Raw genomic sequence first — 22,503 nt, forward strand, 5'->3', positions numbered from 1 at the left:
AATAGGTTTTCACAAATTACTTTATTCCAAAAAATCCTCATCTCTATACCTTGGTTTAGGATACTTGTAGAAGCCCTCCCCAGTTTTCTCCCCCAATTTTCCCTCATCGATGTAGCTTTTGAGCAAGGCTGCAAAACGCTGTGAGGCTAAATCCGGTTGGCTCTTGGTTACATGCCAAGCCGTATCCAGTCCAATATTGTCTAAAATGCCAAAAGGACCCTTGGGCATATGGAAGTTGACCATCCAAGATTTATCGATGTCTTCAATGCTTCCGATCTCTTTGGTCAGTAATTTTCCTGCTGCTCCAATAAATGCCATCAACATACTATTGAACAAATAACCAGGGTTTTCCTTTTTGACCAATACAGGAACTTGTTCAAGGCTCTTGCCAAAAGAATCTAGAATTGGTATCAAGTTAGCATCAGTGCCAGGATGTGGCATTATATCCACTACTTTGGAATAAAAAACATCGTGGAAATGCAGGGCACAGAACTTCTCAGGCCTTCCCGAAATATCTGCAAACATGGATGGGAGTAAATAAGAGGTATTGGTTGTGAAAATTGTTTTTTCCGGGGCGATCTTTCCGAAAAGTTCCCAAACTTGATTTTTGACTTCAATATCTTCCAATACACTTTCATTGATGATGTCTGCATCCATGACAGCATTAGTGGCATTGTCTGTGAATGTTATAAGATCAATGGCATTTAGTCCAGCACTCTCCTCAAGCCCGCTGCTTTTTGCAAGGTGAAGGATGATTTTTTCCATTGTCTTTCTGGAACGTTCCAAGGCGGTCGGATCTATGTCATAAATCCGCACTTTGTAACCAGAAAGGGCAGATTGTAATGCGACCCGACTTCCCAAAGTCCCTGCGCCAAGAATACATACATTATTGATTTTCATTTGTTTATAATTGTTTTTTAGTGGTTCCCCCGATTAGTCGGTGCAGGTTATGAAACGCCCTTAATAATCATCACGCTATGTGTGAACTTATTCAAATGAGCATTTCATAACTTTAAATTTTTTCAGTTGTAATGCTGTTCAATGCTTTTTTACCACAGGCAGCTACTATATGTATCAACCCCGCGAAGCGGGGATCATCAGCATATCCTAAAGTGTATCTTTTATAAATCTGTTGGGCAATAACCCCAACTTTAAATAGTCCAAAGGCATAATAAAATACCATATTGTCCAAAGACAAAGTACTTTTACTTTCATAATAAGAGATAACTTCTGACCTTTTCATGTTTCCAGAGGGATAGGTGAGGTTAAACATTTTCAAAAGATCATCATCCTTATCTTCACACCAGTAAGCCAAGCTTGTGCCCAAGTCCATTAAAGGATGACCTACTGTGGCCATTTCCCAGTCCAAAACTGCTTTGATTTCTGGATTTTCAGGACCTGATAAGACTAAGTTGTCATACTTGTAATCATTATGTATAAATCCTACAGCTTCATCTTTAGGCATATTTACAAGGAGCCATTCGCTCACTTTTTCCATGTCAGAAATTTCGTCTGTCTTCGATTTGAAATAACGCTCTGACCAGCCGACTACCTGTCTTTCTACAAAACCTTCTGGCCTTCCTAATTCGGACAGTCCAGAGTTCTTCAATTCCAGCTGATGCAACTCAAGCATACCATCCAGTGTGTTTCTGGATAGCTCTGCGAAGAATTTTTCATCAAGGCGCATCCCCTCTGGGATTTTATTCCTAAGGATCAACCCATTTACTTTTTCCATAATGAAAAATGGAGCACCGATGACTTTATCATCTGAACAGCAATGTACAGGAGGTGGCACCTTACTGTAAGCTGCTTTTTGCAGAGATTCCAACACCATGTACTCCCTTGCCATATCATGGGCTTTGCTAATTTTCAACCCCAAGGGTGGCCTTCTAAGCACATATTCTTTATTGGGAGTTTGAATCAGATAAGTAAGATTTGAATATCCACCTTTAAATTGCTTGATTGTAATGTCTCTTTTATCAGTATCCAAAAGGTTACTCAGATAAGGCAGAATATTTTCAAGCCCTTTAAATTCAATTTCCTGTTTGGACATATTTTTTCAAAGTTTCTCTAGCCAATACACTTTTATGAACTTCATCCGGCCCGTCATAGATCCTGGCTCCACGTTCATGTCTATACCAAAACGACAAAATAGTATCATCTGTAATACCCAGTGCACCATGTGTTTGTATAGCTTTATCTAAAGTATTCATTAAAATATCTGAAACAAAAAACTTTATAGTAGAAATATCGGTTTTGGCTGCTTTTGCACCTTCATTTTCGATTCGATGGGCAGTCATCAGCACTAGCATTCTGGCGGCTTTTACCCCAGCGACAGCTTCTGCTATCCAATTCTGAATGGTCTGTTGTCCTGATAAAGGTCTTCCCGGATCTAACTCTCTGCTTAATGCTCTCCTGCACATCAGGTCAATTGCCCTTTCGCAGATTCCAATCCAACGCATGCAATGATGGATTCGGCCAGGTCCAAGCCTTTCCTGTGCCAAGGCAAACCCACCACCTTCTTTTCCAATAAGGTTGGAAGCGGGCACTTTGCAATCCTCAAACTTCACCTCTGCATGAGACATATAATCTTCACCTACATCACCCATGATTGGGATATTTCTTACCAAACGGTACCCGGGATTTTCCAAGGGTACCAAAATCATGCTTGCTCTTTGGTAAGGATTTGGGTTCTCAGAATCGGTTACTGCCATTACAATAGTAAAAGCGGCCCCATCTGCCGAAGAAGTAAACCATTTGTGCCCATTGATGATGTACTCGTCTCCAACTCTGACAGCGGTCGTAGATAGATGTTTTGGATTACTTCCCGCGTGCTGTGGTTCTGTCATGGCAAAGCAAGAGCGGATTTCTCCTCGTTGAAGTGGATTCAAGTATTTTTCTTGCAATTCTTTTGATGCAAATTGATGCATAAGCTCCATATTCCCTATATCAGGTGCCTGACAATTGAATATAAAGTGACCAAGCGGACTTTTGCCCAAGATTTCTGAAACCCTTGCAAAATCAGTAAGACTTAGGCCAATCCCACCATCATTAATTGAAAGATGTGGAGCAAACAATCCTTCCTTTTTAGCCAAGTCTCTCAGGGCATTTAGTTTTGGGAGTGCAGCTTTGAATGAGCCATAAACAGCCTCTTGTTCAAGTGGTATGATGTGTTCATTCAAAAAATCATCATACTTGGTCAGCAGTACTCCGAGTTTTTCATTGATCTGTATTGTTGAAAAATCCATAGTTTGAAGCTTTATATAGTGAATCCTCCATCTGCTGTCAGGACTATTCCAGTGGTATAGGAGGATGCTTTAGATGCGAGATAGAGTGCAGCTGCTCCAATTTCTTCAGGTTCTCCTACTCGTTTGATGGCCAATGCTTTCATCATGTGGTTCATGATTTTTTCATTGCTCCACAAGGCCTCAGAAAATTTTGTTTGGATGAGGCCTGGGCAAATGGCATTGACTCGGATTTTATGGTCACCCCATTCTTTAGCAAAAACCTTTGTCATAGAAATCAACCCGGCTTTGCTGACTGAATAGATGCCAAGTCCGGTCTCTGGTGAGATTCCACCTATAGAAGAAATATTGATGACAGATGCGTTGGAAGAAGCCCTCAGGTAGGGAAAACAAAGTTTCATCAAATGGAATGGGGCTTTTAGATTGACATCCATTATTTTGTCATAAGCATCTAGGCTGGTCTCATGAACAGGGCCAAATACAGGGTTGCTTGCAGCGTTGTTGACCAGAACGTCGATTTGTCCGTATGTTTCAATGGTTTTTTTTACAAGATTTTCAAGGTCTTCGCTTTTGCCTACATTACAGGCGATTCCGGTTACTTCATAGCCTTTTTTCCTGAGTTTGTCGGACATTTCATCCAAAGCATCTTGTTTTCTGCTACTGATAACAACTTTTGCTCCTGCAGCCGCATATATTTCAGCAATGCTGAATCCAATTCCTTTGCTGGCCCCTGTGATGAGGGCCACCTTGCCCATAAGTGAAAATAATCCCGATAAATCCATAATGTGTTGTTGGTTAAAGTCAGGTTTCAAGATAAAGAATTCTGCCATTCTATCCCCAGTTTCACTTGAAAAATATTATGCATACCGAGTATTTTTGTTTAACTTCATAGCTATTTGAAACCCAAAAACAAAAACAATGAAACAAGTGATTTTTAATGAAACCGGTATGCCGGAAGATGTATTGTTACTAGAAGAAACTGATATTCCAGAGCCCAAAGGTCATGAAGTCAGGATTAAAGTCACGGCAAGAAATATCAATCCTTCTGATGTGATGTTTATCAGAGGAATGTATGGCATTACTCCCAAATTGCCTTCTAGCGCTGGCTTTGAAGCGGTGGGTATAATTGATAAAGCGGATGAAAAAGGAACGCTCGCACAAGGAACCAAAGTCATTTTTACAGCTATAGGGACATGGAAGGAATACGTGTGTATTCCCGCTCAAACCGTTATACCTGTACCTCAGGAAATGCCCGATGAAGTGGCTTGTCAGGCTTTTATCAATCCCATGACTGCATTTGGTATGTTGGAATATTCAGGTTTAAAAGAAGGGGAGTGGGTACTGGTAACTGCAGGTGCTTCAGCATATGGCAAGTTGGTCATCCAAATGGCCAAATCAAAAGGAATTAAAGTTGCTTGCACCGTACGTAGAGACGAGCAGAAAGCTTCTTTGGAAAAGTTGGGGGCTGACTTGGTCATCAACACAGAAAAAGAAAAGCTTCAGAAAGTTATCATGGAAAAAACAGGCGAGGGTGTTTCTGTAGTTTTTGATGCAGTAGGTGGCATTCTCGGGGCTAAAGCACTTGCCAGCTTGAAAAGTGGCGGAAAACTTTTGGCTTTTGGCGCTTTGAGTTTGGACAATATCCCCGTCAACTCGGGATTGATGATTTTCAAAAACCTAAAAATTGAAGGATTTTGGCTGACTACATGGATAGAAAGTTTGAGCAACGAGTCAAGGCAGAATGCTTTCAAGACTGTATTAGGTTACCTGATGAAGCAGGATGTAAAGGTAGATGTCGCTGGTACCTATCCGCTTGAAGAGTTCCAGGCCGCTTTAGAGGCCTATCAACAGCCTGGAAGAAACGGTAAAATCATTTTGAAATAAAACCCGAAGCCCGGTTAAAATAAGGAAGCCTGAACGACTTGAGGTTTGGTAGCCTGCACGGTACCCTTCAACATGTCTTGTAGGAGCTTGATAAAGCCGGGCTTCCAATTTTCCAGGTGTATTTTGATTTCTTTGCCTTCATATCCCACCGGTCCCATCAATCGTTCATAACCGATCAACATACTCCAAACGGTATAAAAAGCAATTTCAGCCGAGAGTTCGGGTCTTATACTTCCATCCCGTAAGCCATTGCTTATCATTTGAATTCCAAGTTTTCCGCAGTCATGTTGGATTTCCAGCAATTTTTGAAAATGCTCACTTTCTAAAATTTGGGGATCAATTTCAGCTCGTAGAGATTCGTGGTTGTACTGTTGAACCAAATCCATAAAGTTCAATATTGCAGCATAATACATCCTGTTTGCCTGAGTGAAGTCTATGTACGCATGGCTTAGATCGGTAATCATTTGTAATCCTGATTTTCCCTTTACCTTGTAAATATCCCTAAAAATGGACTTGAGTTCATCGAAGGCCTTTTTTGTAACGGCCATATACAAGTCTTCTTTATTTTTAAAATAAAAGTAAGTGAGACCCTTTGAAATCCCAGCCTCCTTGGCGACGTCTTCCATTTTGGTAGCCACGTATCCCTTATGGGTAAAAAGCTTAATTGCTACGTCTAAAATTAGTTTACTTTTCTTTTCTCTTGCTGAACTTGGCATAACGATGTTTGATCTGAACGAGTCTTAAAGATATTAAACCTTGTTCAAATTTTTAAAGAGTTTTTTAATTCAAAAATTAAGGTGTTGAATTACAGGAAAGTTCTTTTTTAAAAATTAATCCAATACACAATCTTTGAAATCTTTCCACTGAGTATCACTTAATCTTCTTCTGATATTCTCAATATAACTCTTTAAGCATGCCTTTAATTCATCGCTATATGTTTCTTTGAGTTCTAAAAGCTCGGCACGAAAGGTTTCTCTGAGCTCCATCAATTGTGTTTGTAAGTTTGCTGGACTTCCTTGATGACTTTCCACAAGCTGTTTTCTCTGAGCTTCCATTCTTTGAAGCAAATTGGCAAAATCTGCACTGTAATTACGCGCAACCCTATTTCTGCAAGAACTGAAATTATTGGTAGCACCTCTGATTTGATTCAGTTGTGGAAGACTCAATCCAATTGATTGAAAACAGGTGAAAAGATTTCTGTTGCTACCGTCTAAGCTGCTGGCGTCGTCCGTTCTTGAAACTCCATAAATTCCATGCAGACCTTCGTTGTTATCTTCAAATGCCCTATCCTGGTCTCCACCTTCCACTTCAAATTCAAAAAAAGTCTTATGCAGTGCCTCAGTTACTAAATCTATTTCAGATTCGGTCTGTGCTTCATCAATAGGATCCAATTCGGAGTCAGATTGGCAAGACATTACAATAATCAGTAGGAGTGAGAGTAAGAATCCGGATTTCATAAGAAGGGAATTTAAATCAATCAAATATAAAAATATTGTAATCCTAAAAATTGATTTTGTAGAATATTTCTAATAAAAAAGCCCTACTGAGAGGGCTTTTTTTATTGGATTTCCATGATATAGTAATTTTTCTTTCCCTTTTGAACCAAAAGGTATTTTCCTTGTAGCAGGGGTATTGAAGCGGTACCATTTGGATCAGTAACCTTTTCTTTGTTGATGGCAACTCCGCCACCTTGTATCATTTTTCTGGCTTCTCCCTTAGAGGCAAAAATAATCCCCGAAGCTTTGTCTGATAACAAGTCCACCACATTGGTGGTAGATTCATAGTCTTCTCTAGACAATTTGGTTTGTGGAACGCCATCAAAAACCTGCAAGAATGTTCTTTCGTCCAATGCGGCCAGGTCTTCGGTAGAGCTCTTTCCAAACAAGATAGATGATGCTTTGAGTGCCATTTCGTACTCATTTTCACCATGCACCATTAATGTCACTTCTTTGGCTATTTCTTTTTGAAGTAACCTCAGGTGAGGGGCTTCAGCATGCTCTTTTTCAAGATTTTCTATAGTTTCTTTATCCAGAATTGTGAAAATCCTGATGTATTTTGAAGCATCTTCATCCGAAACATTCAACCAGAACTGGTAAAAGGCATAGGGTGAGGTTTTTTCAGGGTCTAGCCAAACTGAACCACTTTCTGTTTTCCCGAATTTGGAACCGTCGGCTTTGGTGATAAGGGGAACTGTAAGTGCATAAGCAGAGCCTCCAGCCATTTTCCGGATCATTTCTGTTCCTGTTACAATGTTGCCCCATTGATCAGAACCACCCAACTGTATACTGACATTTTCATTTTTCCAAAGATGAAAAAAGTCATACCCCTGAATCAACTGGTAAGAAAATTCAGTGAAAGAAAGTCCACTTCCTTCTTCAAGTCTTCTTTTTACAGAGTCCTTGGCCATCATGTAATTGACGGTGATGTACTTTCCTACATCTCTTATAAATTCCAAAAAGCTGAATTCGGACATCCAGTCATAGTTATTGACCAATTCAGCCTTGTTGTTTTCTCCATCGCCAAAATTTAGAAATTTGGAAAGTTGGCTTTGCAAACAAGCTACATTATGGTCAAGACTACTTTTGTCCAAAAGGTTTCTTTCACTGGATTTAAAAGAAGGATCTCCTATCATTCCTGTAGCACCACCTACCAAGGCAAATGGTTTGTGACCAGCCCTTTGAAAATGCAAGAGGGTCATAACGCCAACCAAATGTCCTATATGCAAAGAATCCGCTGTGGGGTCAAAACCCAGATAGGCAGAGGCCATTCCTTTACTCAAATGTTCCTCAATATCGGGCGTCATGTCCTGTAGCATCCCACGCCAGCGCAGTTCTTCTATAAAATTGCTCATCTTAAATCTTAAATTTTAACAAGGTGCAAATATAGGTTTTTAGGCTAGAGTAGGAAAACAAGAGGGTGCAGAAGTTTATGAAGACAAATATGTAAAATAAAAAGGTCTAGCTTGGGTGAAAAAATTGCCGATGTTTTTTCGCCACCAAGACACTAGGGCACTAAGTTTCACAATATCTTTAGTGTCAATTAGTGCCTTTTTGCCTTAGTGGCGATTGCCATAAATGAAAATTAATCCTTCAATATTTTTTCGATTGCCTCTAACTCTTCTGAAGAAAAATTAGTGTTATCGACGGCCTTTACATTGTCGGCCAATTGCTCAGCTCTACTTACACCGACTAATACGGTTGTAATTCTTTCATCTTTGAGCAACCAAGCGATCGCCATCTGCGCCATGCTTTGGCCTCTTTTTTTGGCAATCTCATTCAGTTCTTTGACTTTAGAGATATTTTTCTTCACCTGTTCCTCTTGTAGATACCTGCCATCTTTGGCAACTCTACTGTCTTCTGGGATGCCTTTTAGGTACTTATCGGTCAGAATACCTTGCTCCAAAGGTGAAAAAGCAATTGATCCTACTCCCTCTTGTTCTATCACATCCAGCAATCCGTCTTCCACCCATCTGTCCATCATACTATAGCGTGGTTGGTGTATCAACAATGGTGTTCCAAGGTTCTTCAAAATACGTATAGCCTTTGCTGTATCTTCTGCATTATACTGGGAGATTCCTACATAAAGTGCTTTTCCCTGCCTTACAATTTGATCCAAAGCTGACATAGTTTCCTCCAGAGGAGTGTCTGGGTCAGGTCTGTGGTGGTAGAAAATATCTACGTAATCCAATCCCATTCTTTTGAGGCTTTGGTCAAGTGAAGCTATTAGGTATTTTTTGGAACCATGATTTCCATACGGTCCCGGCCACATATCCCATCCAGCTTTGGTAGATATGATCAATTCATCTCTTAAGGCATGAAAATCTTTTTGCATGATCCGGCCAAAATTCTCTTCGGCTGAGCCGTAAGGAGGACCATAATTGTTGGCTAGGTCAAAGTGCGTAATGCCTAAGTCAAAGGCAGTTCTAAGAATTGTTCTGGCATTTTTGAAGTCTGCATCGTGACCGAAATTATGCCAAAGTCCTAAAGAAATCTGAGGTAAAAGGATACCGCTTTTCCCACACCTTCTGTAGGGCATGTTGTCATATCGGGCTTCATTGGGTTGATAAGCGGGTAAAGGATTGTGGTCATTTATTCTCATGAGTCTATTCTATTTGAAATTAGTCTATCGACAACATTATTGATTTTTTCGGGATTATCCTTGACAAATTTGATAGCCGCATCTCTTAAAGCATTCATATTGGAAGTACTGGCATCATCCATGTCTGGCTTTGCATCGTGAAGCTCAGGTTCTAACCTGATGTAACTTTCCTGATTTTTGCCAGCGTCAAAAAGCCATTCCAATTGGTGAGAAACGGTTTCAGAGTTACCCGACATCATAATGTCAATCAAAGGCCTGATCCATTGAACCAAACCGAAATTCTTTGCCCTTTTGTGTGGGAAGGATTGTTTTACTGAGCCTGTGCCTAATGAAATCATCAACATATCTTTAGATGTAGGGTTTTCGATAGTATCAAAAACACATTTTCTCACCTCTGCATAAGCACACATAGAAGGATTATTTGCAAAGACGCCTCCGTCTATCAGAGGATACTCCGAGCCAAACCTTGACTTGATCAATGCGGCCTCAAAATAGGTAGGAGCTGCCGCAGTAGCTTGGGCTACATCACGGATGTAAAAGTCATGCGAAATATCATCACATGCCTTTCCCCATTTAAAAAAAGTTGCTTTACGACTTTCGATATCATAAGCGGTAAAAAGGCAAGGACGTAACATTTCACTCAGATAGGTCTCTCCAAAATATTCATTGAGGACTTTTTTTAGATTTGTATTGGGATACTTTTCTTCACGAACTCCAAAAAGAGACTTGAACCTGTGGCCCAATGATTTACTGAAAATAGTTCCCCCATTTTCGTGGTAAAGGTTGACAACCTCTTCCATGGAAAACTTCGGTCTATCTGGACTCATAGGGTCAGGTAAGAGCATGCCGCAACCTAGAATTCCTCCGGTACTTGTACCTGCAACAAAATCAACATAGTCCACCAGTCGTGCTTGTGGATTACTTGTTTTCTCCTGAATTTTCTCTTCAATCATTTGAAGTATGGTTCCCGGTATGATTCCTCTGATACCGCCGCCATCTATTGAGATTATAGCAACTTGTTTCATGATTAACAAAAATTTAAAGTGTGGTTTTGTGAATAAAATACAATTAAATGTACATAAATCAGCTGCAAAAGGCCAATTATAGCCAATTTTTAAATTAAGGTATGTATTTGTACCATTTTTCCACAAACTAAATTGAATCAGGCTCTCCGAGTTGCAAATATTAGGTAGTGATAGAAACTGAGTTCCGTCTTACTGTTTGTTTAGAGATTAGGCATTATTCCTATAATTCTGTAAACGCATAAAATGCTATCTTAAAAATATAGCAGTCATCATCTATGTAATTCGGAATCAACTTAAATGAAAGCTGTTAGTCCAATTCCTCATTAAAAACTGGTTTTTGCTATGCTAATAGCTTATCAAAGCAACCATACCCCTGATATTACAGAAATAGATGCAATCAGAAAAATTACCAATAAAGGTTTCCACGCAAAGGTAATCCAGTCTTTGTAAGATACTCCAGCTGCAGCCAATATAGCCATCAGGCCTCCATTGCTAGGTGTGACCAGGTCCATGATGCCAGCTCCATATTGATAAGCCAAAATAACAACCTGCCTACTCATGCCGATCAAGTCCGCCAAAGGAGTCAACAAGGGCATAGTCAGGACAGCCTGTCCAGAGGTGCTTGGAACGGGGATGTGTAAGATTGACTGTGCCACCATCATACCCAGAGCCGAGAGTGCCAGGGGTAAGTTTTCTAATGGAGTAAAGAGCCCATATATGATGGTGTCTATGATTTGTCCTTCTTCCAAAACCAAATAGATACTCCTAGCCAAGCCTACGATGATCCCTGCAAATATCAATTCTGCAAAACCTTCTGAATAGGCTTTTGCTGTGCCATTTATTCCAAGTTTGCCTACAATACCCACAGCAAGTCCCATTACAAAGAAAATAGCTGACATCTCATTGTAATCCCAGTCCCAATTGCTCAGTCCATATATCATAATAATGAAAGTCACTGCAACCATAAGCAAGATGACCTGATGGGGTTTTGACAGTTTATCTGGTTTTAATTTTGGTGTCTCAGATTGAGTAGTTCCTGTTTCTTTTCCATTTCCGATCATGTAAAATATCCAAAAGCTCAGTGCTATCCCAAAAAATACCAACCTATATAGTCCCCCGGAAAAAACAGGTACTTCGGCAACCTTTTGCGCCAGAATTACTGAAAAGGGATTTGATGGACCAAATGCTCCTCCAATGATAGCGGAGCCCAAACAAAGGCCTACGATACTCTTTTTGCTGTAGCCAATTTTTTGACTCAAAATCAACAAAAGTGGTACCATCGCAATGATTTCTTCCTGAAGCCCATTGAGTGCACCTGCCGTGGCGAAGAGAACTCCGACCAGCGCCAATAACAGGCCCTTAGCATTTGAAAACCTGAAAATTAACGACTCCAGGCCAGCTTGGAAGGCTCCTGTTTTTTCGACAACATAAAAAGCACCTCCGATAATCAAAATCAAAACTACGACCTCTGCACCTTCAATGATGCCTTCAGGTATGCTAAGTGCCATTTCCCCCAATCCCACTGGCTGATTTTGCGTCTGAGCATAACTACCCTGCACGACGATTTCTCTACCTGTATTTTCATCAATGGTCCGTTGGAATTGTCCCGCTGGAATCAAATAAGTCAGTATTGTGGCCAATACCACAAAAGCCAACATGATGATCATAGGGTGAGGAAAGCTGATTTTTTTCATCCTTTGATTAAAAGATTATCCTTTACTGACTCAAATTCAATAAAATTCTTTTCAAAAAACTATGGCCAAAATAAATGAAAACCAATATCAAGTCAGTATTCAGGTATTTATGGATGATTTTCCTGCATTCTTTGAAACAACAATGACATGTGTCTTGGTTTTTCTTTATGGTCGCAAATTTCTTCAGAAATCAAACTTCCCACGCCTTCACAGGTTCTACAAGTCGAATATTCCATCAAATTGCCATCACATCTAGGACAAGTATGTTTGCCTAAACCGTCACATTGGTCACATTCATGGTATTCTATCAGGTTAAATACATTTCTTTTGGTTAACAAGCCTTTTCCAAAGCACCTGTTGCAACCAACCACCCCTCTTTCTTTACAAAGGCTGCAAGTTTGTTCCAATTCCTTCTCACCCTCACAGGTGGTACATGCGATGACCCTGTATCCTTGCTTGTTGCAAAACTCACATGCTTTGATAGCATCCAATGGTTCTTTGAGTTTGGCTTCTAATTCTTTAGCTTCCTCATACTTTTCTGCATTACGGCCATTGATCTGAATGTAGCGGTTCAAAAAGTTCATGCTATTATCATACTGTTCCAGTTCAAATAAAGTAACTGCAAAGTAGTATGGCATTTCCGGTGACAAAGGAAGGTTATTTTCAATTATCTGTCTGAAATAAGTATTTGCTCTTTCATAATCTCCCTTCTCCATTTCTTCCAAAGCATAAGTGAACAGTCTGGAAGACCCACCTAGATTTGGCTTTGCTTGGGCAAAAGCTTCATTGCCACTGCTGAGAAGCAACAGGAACAAAAAGAACGGTGTGAGGAATTTGAGGAGATACTTATTTTGACGGGCTAATGTCATGTGGATAGGGTACTGTTTGGGTATTGTTTTGTCGAAAGTAATCAGAATAGCACAAATATACCAATTCAAACCATTTTCTTAAAATGCTCTCAAATGTAAGGAATTGCTTAAGCTTTCATTATTTTTAACGATACAATTAAGTTTATGAAAAAAGCTTTGTCTACATTCCTTAAAGTAATTGGTGTCATCGCCTTTATATTAGGCTTGATAACGCTGGCTTCCTACAGATCTGATATATCACCGGAAATTTTACTTTCCAAATACACGGATGAAAATTCGTACTTCCTAAAGGTTGGGCAAGAAAATATTCATGTCCGTGTGAAGGGAAGGGGAGAACCCATCTTTTTGATCCATGGGAGTTTTTCATCACTGCATACCTGGGAGCCTTGGGAAGCTGAGTTAAGTACTTTTTTCAACACAATCTCCTTGGATTTACCTGGACATGGTCTAACGGGACCATCCGAAAATCAGGCCTACGGAATTGAAGATTATGCCAAATTGGTATTTGAAATAGCTGACAAGCTTGGTTTGGAAGAATTCCATGTTGCGGGAAATAGTATGGGAGGTGCTGTGGCTTTGAAAATGGCATCTGACCATCCCGATAGAATTATGTCTCTTAATTTGATAGATTCCTCTGGGGCACCTAAGGTTAAAAAGGAGGTGGAAGAAAATAATAAAAGTAAAACTTATGATTCCGGTGCTACTATTTTCAAGGTAGCACGAAACCCAGTTCTAGGAAACTTCCTTTTGAAATTCACTCCAAAGGCAATTTTCGAAAAAACAATGGAGGAAGTCTTTTATGATGAATCAAAAGTGGATGATAAACTGGTAACAAGGTACTACGAGTTGATGAGGAGAGAGGGCAATAGAAGGGCAACTCTTGACAGGTTAACTAGCTATAAACCTTATGAAATAGACTTCGGGAAACTCAATATGCCGGTTTTGATCATGTGGGGTGCAGAAGACCGATGGATTCCTGTTGAAAACGCAGAAAGGTTCAAAGAAGCTATTCCTACAGCAAAATTGAAAATTTTCGAAAAGACAGGTCATGTGCCAATGGAAGAAAGGCCGACAGATACTGTCAGGGAATATCTTGCATTCTTGGGCATTCAGTTGGATTTGGACTATTTTTCGAGTCCAAAATTCTTAAGCCATGTCGATTGAAATCATAATCCCTTTTTTTCTGATTCTCCAAACTATATTAATTGCCTACCTGATTTTGAGTTTAAATCGCAGAAAATCTCATGGAGATGGTCTGGAAAAGCAACTGTCTGAAATCAGACAAGAGCTCAATCAACAAATGCAAGCCAACCGATCAGAGCTTCAGGCAGGTTTGGTCAATCAATTTCAATTGGTGTTTGATAATCTACGAAGCAACTCTAAAGAACAACAAGAGGCACTTAAAGAATTTGGGATTTTGTTTAGGGATAATGTAAATGCATTCAATGCCCTTCAAAAAGAAAAATTCCAAGAATTGGTGCAAAAACAAGAACGCATGCTTCAATCCACAGAAGAAAGGCTGGAGAAAATGCGGGAAACAGTTGATGAGAAGCTTCAAAAAACTTTGGAAGCAAGATTAGGACAGTCTTTTGAACTAGTGAGCAAACAACTGTTGGCTGTGCAAAAAGGATTGGGTGAAATGCAGACCTTGGCTACAGGGGTAGGGGACCTCAAAAGGGTTCTGAGCAATGTAAAAAGCCGAGGTGTATTGGGAGAGTATCAGTTGCAAGGTATACTGGAAAATATTCTTTCACCAGATCAATATGCTTACAATGTCAGTGTGAAAAAGGGAATGACCGAAAGAGTAGAGTATGCAGTTAAAATGCCCGGCACTTCGGATGATGGACCAGTATACCTTCCCATAGATGCCAAATTTCCTCAAGAGACATATTACAGGCTGTTGGATGCATATGACAATGGTGACAAAGCCTTAGTGGAAGCAGCAAGAAATGATCTGTTCAAAGCTATCAAAAAAGCTGCACAGGATATTTCGCAAAAATACCTCCACCCACCGTATACCACAGATTTTGCACTTCTTTTCCTTCCAATGGAAAGTCTCTATGCAGAAGTAGTCCGTGATGGACATTTGGCTCAAATGCTTCAAAAAGACTTTAAAATAGTAGTCACAGGTCCGACTACTTTGGCGGCGATGTTGAACAGCCTTCAGATGGGATTCAGGACTTTGGCTATCCAACAGAGGAGTTCTGAGGTGTGGAAAGTATTGGGAGCTGTCAAATCTGAGTTTTCAAAATTTGGTGATCTCATCAGCAAAGCGCAGAAAAAAATCAATGAAGCTTCTACCGATTTGGATAACCTCGTAGGAACTAGGACACGGGTCATTCAAAGAAAACTGAAAGAGGTGGAAGAACTGCCCGAAGAGGATGGTACCCAACTCTTGGATGGGTAAAAAAATGGGGGAATGTCAAACTCCCCCTTAAATTATCACCCTAAAAATCAAATCTGTGCAGGGAAGGGGTCATAGAATTTTTCCCTTTTCTCAAATTGAAAAACCTCATTTTCATTTAAAAGACAGGATTCCAATGTTTCCAGAATTTCTTCTTTATTCAGATCTTGACCTATAAAGACCAACTCATTCATACGGTCTCCCCATTTTTTACTCCATTTTGATTCTATAAATTCTTGGTGGTACACATAGGATTCAAACTTTATTCTTTGTGAATAGGGCATGCTGCACCACCAAACACCAGCTTTCTCCATCCGAAACGAACCTCCAGCCTGTGAAAAGTTTAATGCATCGTCTGGTCTTGAAGCTAGCCAAAACAAACCTTTTGCTCTGATTACTCCTCCAGGATAATTGTCACTTAGGAATTTAAACATTCTCTCCGGGTGAAATGGCTTTTGGTTTCTAAATACAAATGAGCCAATACCATATTCTTCTGTTTCGGGAGTGTGTCCATCTGATTGTAGTTCCTTTTGCCAGCCAGCAGATGATTGGGCCTCTTCAAAGTCAAAAAGTCCCGTGTTGAGTATTTCAGATGGTGCTACCTTACCAAATTCGGAGCTAAGAATTTTTGCTCCTGGATTAAGCTTTTTAATAGATGCTTTTAGCAAGCCTACTGTATTTTCATCGACCAGGTCTGTTTTGTTCAAAATGATGACATTGGCAAACTCAATCTGATCTGTCAGCAGGTTGACGATTGTCCTGTAATCATTCTCAATATCTGTCAGCTGCCTATCTACCAGCATGTCATCAGTATTGAAATCTTTGAAAAAATTAAAGCAATCCACTACTGTCACCATAGTATCAACATAACTGAACCTAGAAAGGTCAATCCCATTTTCCTCATCCACAAAACTGAATGTCTGAGCTACAGGAACAGGTTCACTGATTCCCGTACTTTCTATAAGTAGGTAATCGAAACGTTTTTCATTTGCCAGTTTTTCTACCTCCACCATCAGGTCCTCCCTTAGCGTACAGCAAATACAGCCATTGCTCATTTCAACAAGCCTTTCTTCTGTTCTGGATAAGGTGTTTTCGTTGTCTACTAACCGAGCATCGACATTCACTTCACTCATGTCATTGACGATGACGGCCACTTTTAGCCCCTCCTTGTTGTGTAGAATATGATTAAGCAATGTGGTTTTGCCAGCTCCAAGAAAACCGCTAAGAACTGTTACGGGGAGTTTATGAGTATTCATTTAATTATTGATGTTTAAATTAATGCAATAATGTTGCAAATATAAAAAAGTAAATCAAAAACCTATCTTAAATCGTAGTATTGTTTGATATTAAGCATCCAGATTTATCCTTTTATATATATCCGCTTTCATACCAGTAGAATCTAAATAATAGAATTAACCTGTGACTTCGAACCAATATCAAATATCTACTAGTATTCGTTTGCCAATAAACTCTCGTTTAATTGATTAGTGGCATGATTGCGGATAATCATATATCCTTTAAATTATCAGCGATCATTTGTGAATGAGTACAAACTAGAATCCATTTAAAACAGAAATTTTATCTATTTTGCAATTCTACTGTTTGAGAATAAGACAGAATAACTTAGAGAAGAAATTATTTGGTCGGCAAAGACGTTAATAGGGCATTGAATTTTGTTCAAAATCAAAATTAAAGTTTTCATAAAATTGAGCCTACCTACCTAAATCAGGTAGGCATAACGAAAACGAAACAAAGTGGGATGATTATCTATATTGCCAGATTCCATAGTCTGCCCCGACTAATCCGGGCGACTGCTGAAAAAAAATTATAAACACATGAAAAAAATAAAAGTTGGCGCTTTAATTTCAAGTCTGTTGACCATACTCACTATGTCTGTGCAGGCCCAAAAAATTTATGATGTAGATGTAGAAGTGAGGGAAAACTCCATTGTGATCAACAATACGGCATTGGACATGATAGAAGATGAGAGACACGCTAGCGCTGTAAAGATATTGGAATCAGTTTTGGAAGATGACCCTTCTTTTCACCCTGCTTACCTGAATTACTACAGAGCGGGGAGAAACGTAGATGAGAAGGTGGAAAAAGTGGTAAATGTGCTCAAAAAAGGGCTTGAGATCTTTGAAGAAGACGATGAAATGGCCTATTACCTTGGAAATCTTCTTCAGAAAGAACAGCGGTTTGATGAGGCTATTTTAGCTTACACAGATGCCATTAATTATAGCAAAATCAATGGGGAGGATTTTCCATTGGTTTGGGCATATTATTTCAATAGAGGCAACTGTTACTTGAAGACGAATCAATACAAGAAGGCCATTCCGGATTATGATTATGGTTTGACCCTGAGTCCAGACAATTATGATATACTGACAAATAGGGGCTATGCTTATTTTAGAACAGACAAAAAAGAAGCCGCATGTAAGGATTGGAAAACAGCTTTGGAACTTGGCAGTACAGTGACCGAAAAATACCTTCAGTCTTATTGTAAATAAATTGTGAGTGGATTTTTTGGGTAAAGTTTTAAAAGCATTTACCTTTCGGAACTTGATGGTAGGGATTCGTATAAATTTTTACCATTTATAAACAAAAAATCTTTTATGAATATAGTCATAGCGGGTGCAGGGGACATGGGCTACCATTTGGCCGAACGTCTCAGTTTTGAAAATAAAGACATCACCCTGATTGATTTAGATAAGGATGCTTTAGATTACGCTGCTGCACATTTGGATGTTTTGACAGTTTGGGGAGATGCTACAGCTTTGGATGTGCTGAAAAATGCCAATATTCCGGAAGCAAGCATGTTTATGGCAGTTACCACTTCGGAGAAAACCAACATAGTGGCTGCAGTTTTGGCAAAACAAATGGGAGCCAAAAGGGTAATTGCAAGGGTTAGAAATCATGATTATTTGAATCCTGAAAATGATATTTACTTCAAGAATATAGGTATTGACAATATCATTTCTCCTACGATGTTGTGTAGTGGAGAGATTTCAAGGATGATAAAAAACTCTACTTTTTCGGATGTTTTTGAGTTTGAAGGTGGTAAACTCAATGTGGTAGGTATCACTTTAGACCAGTATAGCAGTCTTGTCAACAAGAAGATTGCCGACATGAGGAATAACTCCATTTTTGAAGATGTAAAAATCATTGCGATTGTGAGGGATCAAATGACTTTAATTCCCAGAGGAAATACAATAATCAGGAACAATGACCATGTTTTCTTTATTTCAAACAAGAAAGCTGTGACTTCTATTGTGGATCTTTTGGAACAGAAAAAAGTCACCATCAAAAATGTAATGATCATCGGTGGAGATGATATGGCTTATACCACTTCTATGACTTTAGAAGGTGATTACAGGGTTACCCTAGTACATAGAGATAAGGAGAGGTGTAAATGGCTTTCAGAGAGGCTAAACAGTACTTTAGTCATCCATGGAGATTACAAAAACATAGAACTTCTTTTAGAGGAAGGATTGGAGGAAATGGATGCTTTTATTTCTTTAACAGATTCGTCTGAAACAAATATTATCACTTCATTAAGTGCCAAAAATCATGGTGTTTACAAGACAATTGCACATGTAGATACTAGGGAATATATTCATATTTCGCATAGTATCGGAGTAGATTCATTGATCAACAAAAAATTGGTAGCCGCCAATCAGATAACCCGTTTTCTTAGAAAAGGTACAGTGGAAGCCGTCTCGGGTATATATGGAGTAGATGCTGAAATCATACAATACGTGGTCAGTAAGAATAACAGGGCTACAAAAAATCCGTTGAAGAACCTTCATTTTCCGGATACTGCGATTGTAGCTGGAGTGATTAGGGGAGAAGATGAAGTCTACATTCCTGATGGTGAATTTACGCTTCAGCTTAACGACAAGGCCATAGTTTTGGCATTACCTTCTGCCAAAGCGGCTTTAGAAAAGCTTTTCCATTGATATTATGATTCATTTCAAAGCTATAGGTAAAATTATGGGAGCATTGTTGATGATCCTAGCTTTACTAATGCTTCCAGGTGTTGGTTTTGCCTATTATTATGAGAGCGGAGATCAAACCCCGCTGCTCTATTCAGCATTTGCTTCTTTTGCCATTGGAGCCACATTGTTTTTTTCTTTCTCAAATCAAGATCAAAATATCCGGAAAAGAGAAGGGTACCTCATCGTGTCTCTAAGTTGGCTGTTTATGAGTATTTTTGGAATGCTACCTTATTTGATCAGTGGTGTAGTGGACAACTTGCCAGATGCCATATTTGAAACTGTATCAGGCTTGACTACTACAGGTGCAACAATTCTCACAGATATTGAAGCGACTCCAAAAGGAATTCTCTTTTGGAGGTCAATGACTCAGTGGATAGGCGGATTAGGAATTATTGTGCTGACGGTTGCCATTTTCCCACTTTTGGGTATAGGAGGAATTGAGTTGTTTGTAGCTGAATCACCAGGACCTACTTCAGATAAACTGCATCCAAGAATTAGGGAGACGGCAAAGAGACTTTGGTTTGTTTATATCGGATTGACTGTTGCTGTAGGAGTCTTGTATTATGTAGAAGGAATGAATTTTTATGATGCTGTCAACCATGCCTTGACGACTATGGCTACTGGAGGATTTTCTACTAAGAATGATAGCATGGCTTATTTTTCTCCGATTATACAATACACAGCCATATTTTTTATGTTTTTGTCAGGGACAAACTTCACATTAATATATTTTGGACTTACTGGAAGATTTAAGCGAGTTTGGCACTCTGATGAATTCAAGGCTTATGTTATTGCATTGGTAATCTTTTTGATTTTGCTGGTCGGTCCGGTTTGGTACTATTCAGCAGAAGGGTTCGAGAAAGCTTTCAGGGATACCCTTTTTCAAATCACCTCTCTCATAACAACTACAGGATATGTCACCAGTGATTATACAGCATACCACTCAGGACTTACATTGATTTTTTTCATGTTTTTGTTTTTAGGTGCCTCTGCCGGTTCCACTTCGGGCGGAATTAAGTTTGTACGTCATTTGACTTTCTTCAAAAATTCCTGGCTTGAATTCAAAAGAATTGTACATCCAAGAGCAGTAGTACCTTTAAAAATCAATGGAGATCGAGTCACAGGTAAAATCATTACTCATATCATGAATTTTCTGTTGATTTACCTGATGATATTTGTGGTAGGTTCTATAGTGATTTCATTGATGGGGTATGACATCCTAACTTCTTTTGGTGCCGTTGCCACAAGTTTAGGTAATGTTGGACCAGCCATAGGCAGGGTAGGACCTGAGGATAATTTTGCTTTCTTCGATCCTTTCTCTAAGATTTTCCTTTCCTTTTTAATGCTATTGGGAAGGCTGGAATTGTTCACCATTCTAGTGCTTTTCACACCATATTTCTGGAGAGCAAACTAAACTTTGGGAATACTGAACGAAAAAGCTGAACCTTGCCCCGAAATGCTCTCAGCCCAGATTTCTCCTCGATTCATGTTGATCAACTCCTTGGACAATAGCAAACCCAGCCCAGTTCCTTTCTCTTGTTGGGTACCTGGAGATGTGAAAAATTTATTACTGAACAGGTTTTTCATAAACTCTTCTTTTATTCCAATCCCCTCATCACGCACGCTGAAGATATGCTTGTCCAAATCTTCTTTGATATCAAAGGCGATTCCATCTCCATTGCGGGTATATTTGAGTGCATTGGTGAGTAGGTTCCTGATCACGATATCCAACATATCCCTGTCTGAATACACCAAGAGATTTTCAGGTACTTGGTTGATGATTGTTTGTCCTTTATACAGGTTTGTTTGATTCAATAATCTGATATTTTTTTCAACCAAATCATGGATATTCACTTTTGTCCTGTTTACTTTCATACCCTTCATTTGATTCCTTGACCAAATCAATAGGTTCTCAAGCAACTGTTCATTTTCACCTAAACTATTGGCCACCTGGGGGATATATTCCTTGAAGTCTTCTTTGCTGAGGTTATCTTCATTGACCAACTGAACCAAACCAATCAAAGAATGTAGAGGTCCGCGAAGGTCATGGGATATTATTGAAAAAATCTTATCCTTAACCCTATTGGATTCTTCCAATTCTAAAGCTTGTTCTTCAATTTGTTTTTTCTGCTGGATGAGGATTTCATTTTTTTCCTTTTCCTTTTTCAAAAAATGATAGTAAGTAAAAAGGAAGTAAATCAAACCGGCCATTATGACCAACATGGCTATTGCCAGGTATCTTTGGGTCTTCTTGTTTTTTTCAATTAAATCTTTTTCTCTGCTTAGGGTTTCTATTTCTTCTTTCTGTTTTTTGATAGTAATTGCAGAAAGGTGATTTTTTGTTTTTTCTACGTTTAGTATATTTCTTTCCTCCTGAAATAATTCATTGTAGTATTGATACTTTTCTTGGTCTCCTTTTTGAAAATATAATTGGCTCATCTGCTGAAAAATAGGAATCATAGATTCAGAATTCGGGCGCTCTTTGTGGAGTTGTATGGCTGTTTCGGCATAGGAAACAGCAGCATTTGTGTCTCCCTGTTTCAACTTCAATTCTACAAGTTTTTCCAATGCATTCAAGGCCCTTACCAAGTCATTCTCCAGACCGAAGTTTAATAGATTGACCATATCTATTTCAGCGCTTTCAAAATCCCCCATGTCCATCAATAAATTGGCTCGGTTGAATTTTGAGACCACAAGTTGACGTCCATTGCCCAAACTATCGCGTATTTCAATGGCTCTGTTAATTACCTGAATAGCCTCTAGGTACCTTCCCAATTCACCCAAAACCACTGCCATACCTGTATAGTTATAGCCAAGTCCGTCTTGGTCGTTGGCTTTGAGAAAATAACTTTCGGCATTTTTATAATATTCGAGAGATTCTTCGAAAAGGTCCCTGTAGAAATAAATCTGACCAATATTATTTAAAGAATGACCAATTTGAATGTCAAGTTGAGCGGCTTGACTTAGTTCCAATGCTTCTTGATAGTGTACAAGAGCTTCTTCTTGAAGGTTCTTATTTCTGTAATAAACGCCAAGCCTGTTTATATTTTGGGCTGCAAGATTTGAGTTTCCAAGAGATTTGGCCAACTCAATGGCCTCCATGTAATACTCTTGGGCCGTATCTGAATAATGAATTTCCCAAACAAGATCTGAAAGAATACTCAGCCTTTCTTTAGGTGTACTGCTCTTAATTAATAGATTATTTAAACTATCAGCTTTGAGTTGGTGGTCAGCATACAATTGACTTTGTGCAACTGATGAAAATGAGGTTGTCACGAGTACAAAA

At 39.2% G+C, this 22,503-nt stretch carries 19 protein-coding genes; 6 read left to right on the forward strand and 13 right to left on the reverse strand.

What is annotated here, in order from left to right; all coding sequences use genetic code 11:
• Positions 1-21 precede the first annotated feature (21 nt).
• The 4 genes from CLW00_RS00345 to CLW00_RS00360 form a co-directional block, all read right to left on the reverse strand.
• Positions 22-900 (reverse strand): 3-hydroxyacyl-CoA dehydrogenase, encoded by an 879-nt coding sequence (locus tag CLW00_RS00345; RefSeq protein ID WP_106131668.1) that lies wholly within the window; start codon positions 898-900, stop codon positions 22-24.
• A 112-nt stretch (positions 901-1,012) separates the two neighbouring features.
• Positions 1,013-2,053: a phosphotransferase family protein gene (locus CLW00_RS00350; protein ID WP_106131669.1), complete on the reverse strand. Its 1,041-nt coding sequence runs from the start codon at positions 2,051-2,053 to the stop codon at positions 1,013-1,015.
• A complete protein-coding gene (locus CLW00_RS00355) occupies positions 2,034-3,248 on the reverse strand; it encodes an acyl-CoA dehydrogenase family protein (protein ID WP_106131670.1) in 1,215 nt (404 codons plus the stop codon). Before CLW00_RS00355 ends, CLW00_RS00350 begins: the two co-directional genes overlap by 20 nt.
• An 11-nt stretch (positions 3,249-3,259) precedes the next feature.
• Positions 3,260-4,027: an SDR family NAD(P)-dependent oxidoreductase gene (locus CLW00_RS00360; protein ID WP_106132187.1), complete on the reverse strand. Its 768-nt coding sequence runs from the start codon at positions 4,025-4,027 to the stop codon at positions 3,260-3,262.
• A 136-nt stretch (positions 4,028-4,163) separates the two neighbouring features.
• On the opposite strand from CLW00_RS00360, the gene CLW00_RS00365 reads away from it, so the two are divergent.
• Complete coding sequence (locus tag CLW00_RS00365) at positions 4,164-5,129, forward strand: zinc-dependent alcohol dehydrogenase family protein (RefSeq protein ID WP_106131671.1); 966 nt, start codon at positions 4,164-4,166, stop codon at positions 5,127-5,129.
• 14 nt (positions 5,130-5,143) lie between these two features.
• Here CLW00_RS00365 and CLW00_RS00370 read toward each other — a convergent pair whose 3' ends face one another.
• The 7 genes from CLW00_RS00370 to CLW00_RS00400 form a co-directional block, all read right to left on the reverse strand.
• Complete coding sequence (locus CLW00_RS00370; protein WP_106131672.1) at positions 5,144-5,845, reverse strand: TetR/AcrR family transcriptional regulator; 702 nt, start codon at positions 5,843-5,845, stop codon at positions 5,144-5,146.
• A 114-nt stretch (positions 5,846-5,959) separates the two neighbouring features.
• A complete protein-coding gene (locus tag CLW00_RS00375) occupies positions 5,960-6,586 on the reverse strand; it encodes a hypothetical protein (RefSeq protein ID WP_106131673.1) in 627 nt (208 codons plus the stop codon).
• 101 nt (positions 6,587-6,687) lie between these two features.
• Entirely contained in the window at positions 6,688-7,980 is a 1,293-nt protein-coding gene (tyrS, locus tag CLW00_RS00380) for a tyrosine--tRNA ligase (RefSeq protein WP_106131674.1), read from the reverse strand.
• Positions 7,981-8,210: 230 nt separating this feature from the next.
• Positions 8,211-9,227, reverse strand: a complete 1,017-nt coding sequence (gene mgrA, locus CLW00_RS00385; protein ID WP_106131675.1) for an L-glyceraldehyde 3-phosphate reductase — start codon at positions 9,225-9,227, stop codon at positions 8,211-8,213.
• On the reverse strand, positions 9,224-10,252 hold the full coding sequence (locus CLW00_RS00390) for a patatin-like phospholipase family protein (RefSeq protein ID WP_106131676.1): 1,029 nt from the start codon (positions 10,250-10,252) through the stop codon (positions 9,224-9,226). Before CLW00_RS00390 ends, mgrA begins: the two co-directional genes overlap by 4 nt.
• Positions 10,253-10,608: 356 nt before the next feature.
• Positions 10,609-11,946 (reverse strand): YfcC family protein, encoded by a 1,338-nt coding sequence (locus CLW00_RS00395; RefSeq protein WP_106131677.1) that lies wholly within the window; start codon positions 11,944-11,946, stop codon positions 10,609-10,611.
• A 107-nt stretch (positions 11,947-12,053) separates the two neighbouring features.
• Entirely contained in the window at positions 12,054-12,815 is a 762-nt protein-coding gene (locus CLW00_RS00400; protein ID WP_106131678.1) for a tetratricopeptide repeat protein, read from the reverse strand.
• 144 nt (positions 12,816-12,959) lie between these two features.
• Between CLW00_RS00400 and CLW00_RS00405 the strand changes: the two genes are divergently transcribed.
• A complete protein-coding gene (locus CLW00_RS00405) occupies positions 12,960-13,979 on the forward strand; it encodes an alpha/beta fold hydrolase (protein WP_106131679.1) in 1,020 nt (339 codons plus the stop codon).
• Positions 13,969-15,222, forward strand: a complete 1,254-nt coding sequence (locus tag CLW00_RS00410; protein WP_106131680.1) for a DNA recombination protein RmuC — start codon at positions 13,969-13,971, stop codon at positions 15,220-15,222. The genes CLW00_RS00405 and CLW00_RS00410 overlap by 11 nt, the downstream gene beginning before the upstream one ends.
• Before the next feature lie 47 nt (positions 15,223-15,269).
• On the opposite strand, the gene CLW00_RS00415 is transcribed toward CLW00_RS00410, so the two are convergent.
• Positions 15,270-16,475 carry a GTP-binding protein gene (locus CLW00_RS00415; RefSeq protein ID WP_106131681.1) on the reverse strand — a complete coding sequence of 402 codons (1,206 nt, stop codon included), beginning with the start codon at positions 16,473-16,475 and terminating at the stop codon, positions 15,270-15,272.
• A gap of 579 nt (positions 16,476-17,054) precedes the next feature.
• Between CLW00_RS00415 and CLW00_RS00420 the strand changes: the two genes are divergently transcribed.
• The 3 genes from CLW00_RS00420 (at position 17,055) to CLW00_RS00430 (ending at position 20,631) form a co-directional block, all read left to right on the forward strand.
• The gene (locus CLW00_RS00420) at positions 17,055-17,729 is read left to right on the forward strand and encodes a tetratricopeptide repeat protein (protein WP_245917131.1); all 675 of its coding nucleotides are present in this window, start codon (positions 17,055-17,057) and stop codon (positions 17,727-17,729) included.
• Between the two features lie 105 nt (positions 17,730-17,834).
• On the forward strand, positions 17,835-19,178 hold the full coding sequence (trkA, locus tag CLW00_RS00425) for a Trk system potassium transporter TrkA (RefSeq protein WP_106131682.1): 1,344 nt from the start codon (positions 17,835-17,837) through the stop codon (positions 19,176-19,178).
• Between the two features lie 4 nt (positions 19,179-19,182).
• Positions 19,183-20,631: a TrkH family potassium uptake protein gene (locus CLW00_RS00430; RefSeq protein ID WP_106131683.1), complete on the forward strand. Its 1,449-nt coding sequence runs from the start codon at positions 19,183-19,185 to the stop codon at positions 20,629-20,631.
• Here the strand turns inward: CLW00_RS00430 and CLW00_RS00435 are convergent.
• Complete coding sequence (locus CLW00_RS00435; RefSeq protein ID WP_146131348.1) at positions 20,628-22,493, reverse strand: tetratricopeptide repeat-containing sensor histidine kinase; 1,866 nt, start codon at positions 22,491-22,493, stop codon at positions 20,628-20,630. The two genes, CLW00_RS00430 and CLW00_RS00435, sit on opposite strands and share 4 nt — an antisense overlap.
• Positions 22,494-22,503: the final 10 nt, after the last annotated feature.

Origin of the sequence: Mongoliibacter ruber, assembly GCF_003003005.1 — a bacterium.
In the GTDB taxonomy this organism is placed as follows: domain Bacteria; phylum Bacteroidota; class Bacteroidia; order Cytophagales; family Cyclobacteriaceae; genus Mongoliibacter; species Mongoliibacter ruber.

Excerpts from the sequence above, each read along its gene's own strand:
- CLW00_RS00390 (WP_106131676.1), bottom strand. The coding sequence starts at position 10,252 with ATGAAACAAGTTGCTATAATCTCAATAGATGGCGGCGGTATCAGAGGA.
- CLW00_RS00365 (WP_106131671.1), top strand. The coding sequence starts at position 4,164 with ATGAAACAAGTGATTTTTAATGAAACCGGTATGCCGGAAGATGTATTG.
- CLW00_RS00350 (WP_106131669.1), bottom strand. The coding sequence starts at position 2,053 with ATGTCCAAACAGGAAATTGAATTTAAAGGGCTTGAAAATATTCTGCCT.
- CLW00_RS00395 (WP_106131677.1), bottom strand. The coding sequence starts at position 11,946 with ATGAAAAAAATCAGCTTTCCTCACCCTATGATCATCATGTTGGCTTTT.
- CLW00_RS00375 (WP_106131673.1), bottom strand. The coding sequence starts at position 6,586 with ATGAAATCCGGATTCTTACTCTCACTCCTACTGATTATTGTAATGTCT.
- CLW00_RS00355 (WP_106131670.1), bottom strand. The coding sequence starts at position 3,248 with ATGGATTTTTCAACAATACAGATCAATGAAAAACTCGGAGTACTGCTG.
- tyrS (WP_106131674.1), bottom strand. The coding sequence starts at position 7,980 with ATGAGCAATTTTATAGAAGAACTGCGCTGGCGTGGGATGCTACAGGAC.
- CLW00_RS00360 (WP_106132187.1), bottom strand. The coding sequence starts at position 4,027 with ATGGATTTATCGGGATTATTTTCACTTATGGGCAAGGTGGCCCTCATC.
- CLW00_RS00420 (WP_245917131.1), top strand. The coding sequence starts at position 17,055 with ATGAAAAAAATAAAAGTTGGCGCTTTAATTTCAAGTCTGTTGACCATA.
- CLW00_RS00405 (WP_106131679.1), top strand. The coding sequence starts at position 12,960 with ATGAAAAAAGCTTTGTCTACATTCCTTAAAGTAATTGGTGTCATCGCC.
- CLW00_RS00415 (WP_106131681.1), bottom strand. The coding sequence starts at position 16,475 with ATGAATACTCATAAACTCCCCGTAACAGTTCTTAGCGGTTTTCTTGGA.
- CLW00_RS00410 (WP_106131680.1), top strand. The coding sequence starts at position 13,969 with ATGTCGATTGAAATCATAATCCCTTTTTTTCTGATTCTCCAAACTATA.
- CLW00_RS00345 (WP_106131668.1), bottom strand. The coding sequence starts at position 900 with ATGAAAATCAATAATGTATGTATTCTTGGCGCAGGGACTTTGGGAAGT.
- CLW00_RS00400 (WP_106131678.1), bottom strand. The coding sequence starts at position 12,815 with ATGACATTAGCCCGTCAAAATAAGTATCTCCTCAAATTCCTCACACCG.
- CLW00_RS00370 (WP_106131672.1), bottom strand. The coding sequence starts at position 5,845 with ATGCCAAGTTCAGCAAGAGAAAAGAAAAGTAAACTAATTTTAGACGTA.
- mgrA (WP_106131675.1), bottom strand. The coding sequence starts at position 9,227 with ATGAGAATAAATGACCACAATCCTTTACCCGCTTATCAACCCAATGAA.
- CLW00_RS00430 (WP_106131683.1), top strand. The coding sequence starts at position 19,183 with ATGATTCATTTCAAAGCTATAGGTAAAATTATGGGAGCATTGTTGATG.
- trkA (WP_106131682.1), top strand. The coding sequence starts at position 17,835 with ATGAATATAGTCATAGCGGGTGCAGGGGACATGGGCTACCATTTGGCC.